This is a genomic window from Devosia alba (assembly GCF_039938915.1).
GTDB classification, from domain to species: Bacteria; Pseudomonadota; Alphaproteobacteria; order Rhizobiales; family Devosiaceae; genus Devosia; species Devosia alba.
In genome coordinates this window covers 1-1,453 of sequence record NZ_JBDUUI010000037.1, presented here as the reverse complement: position 1 = coordinate 1,453, position 1,453 = coordinate 1, and the positions used below count along the sequence as shown (strand labels likewise).

At 46.8% G+C, this 1,453-nt stretch carries 3 protein-coding genes; all 3 read right to left on the bottom strand.

Going from position 1 to position 1,453, the window contains the following annotated elements; all coding sequences use genetic code 11:
• Positions 1-39: 39 nt before the first annotated feature.
• Positions 40-345: a type II toxin-antitoxin system toxin CcdB gene (gene ccdB / locus ABFY71_RS18670; protein WP_001159868.1), complete on the bottom strand. Its 306-nt coding sequence runs from the start codon at positions 343-345 to the stop codon at positions 40-42.
• 1 nt (position 346) lies between these two features.
• A complete protein-coding gene (gene ccdA, locus ABFY71_RS18665; RefSeq protein WP_336511053.1) occupies positions 347-496 on the bottom strand; it encodes a type II toxin-antitoxin system antitoxin CcdA in 150 nt (49 codons plus the stop codon).
• 190 nt (positions 497-686) lie between these two features.
• On the bottom strand, positions 687-1,346 hold the full coding sequence (locus ABFY71_RS18660) for a type A-1 chloramphenicol O-acetyltransferase (RefSeq protein WP_000412211.1): 660 nt from the start codon (positions 1,344-1,346) through the stop codon (positions 687-689).
• Positions 1,347-1,453 lie beyond the last annotated feature (107 nt).

Below are 1,453 nucleotides of genomic sequence, written 5' to 3'. Positions count from 1 at the left end.
TCGACCTGCAGACTGGCTGTGTATAAGGGAGCCTGACATTTATATTCCCCAGAACATCAGGTTAATGGCGTTTTTGATGTCATTTTCGCGGTGGCTGAGATCAGCCACTTCTTCCCCGATAACGGATACCGGCACACTGGCCATATCGGTGGTCATCATGCGCCAGCTTTCATCCCCGATATGCACCACCGGGTAAAGTTCACGGGAGACTTTATCTGACAGCAGACGTGCACTGGCCAGGGGGATCACCATCCGTCGCCCGGGCGTGTCAATAATATCACTCTGTACATCCACAAACAGACGATAACGGCTCTCTCTTTTATAGGTGTAAACCTTAAACTGCATTTCACCAGCCCCTGTTCTCGTCAGCAAAAGAGCCGTTCATTTCAATAAACCGGGCGACCTCAGCCATCCCTTCCTGATTTTCCGCTTTCCAGCGTTCGGCACGCAGACGACGGGCTTCATTCTGCATGGTTGTGCTTACCAGACCGGAGATATTGACATCATATATGCCTTGAGCAACTGATAGCTGTCGCTGTCAACTGTCACTGTAATACGCTGCTTCATAGCATACCTCTTTTTGACATACTTCGGGTATACATATCAGTATATATTCTTATACCGCAAAAATCAGCGCGCAAATACGCATACTGTTATCTGGCTTTTAGTAAGCCCGATCCAGATCTTTACGCCCCGCCCTGCCACTCATCGCAGTACTGTTGTAATTCATTAAGCATTCTGCCGACATGGAAGCCATCACAAACGGCATGATGAACCTGAATCGCCAGCGGCATCAGCACCTTGTCGCCTTGCGTATAATATTTGCCCATGGTGAAAACGGGGGCGAAGAAGTTGTCCATATTGGCCACGTTTAAATCAAAACTGGTGAAACTCACCCAGGGATTGGCTGAGACGAAAAACATATTCTCAATAAACCCTTTAGGGAAATAGGCCAGGTTTTCACCGTAACACGCCACATCTTGCGAATATATGTGTAGAAACTGCCGGAAATCGTCGTGGTATTCACTCCAGAGCGATGAAAACGTTTCAGTTTGCTCATGGAAAACGGTGTAACAAGGGTGAACACTATCCCATATCACCAGCTCACCGTCTTTCATTGCCATACGGAACTCCGGATGAGCATTCATCAGGCGGGCAAGAATGTGAATAAAGGCCGGATAAAACTTGTGCTTATTTTTCTTTACGGTCTTTAAAAAGGCCGTAATATCCAGCTGAACGGTCTGGTTATAGGTACATTGAGCAACTGACTGAAATGCCTCAAAATGTTCTTTACGATGCCATTGGGATATATCAACGGTGGTATATCCAGTGATTTTTTTCTCCATTTTAGCTTCCTTAGCTCCTGAAAATCTCGCCCGATCCTAACTCAAAATCCACACATTATACGAGCCGGAAGCATAAAGTGTAAAGCCTGGGGTGCCTAATGCGGCCG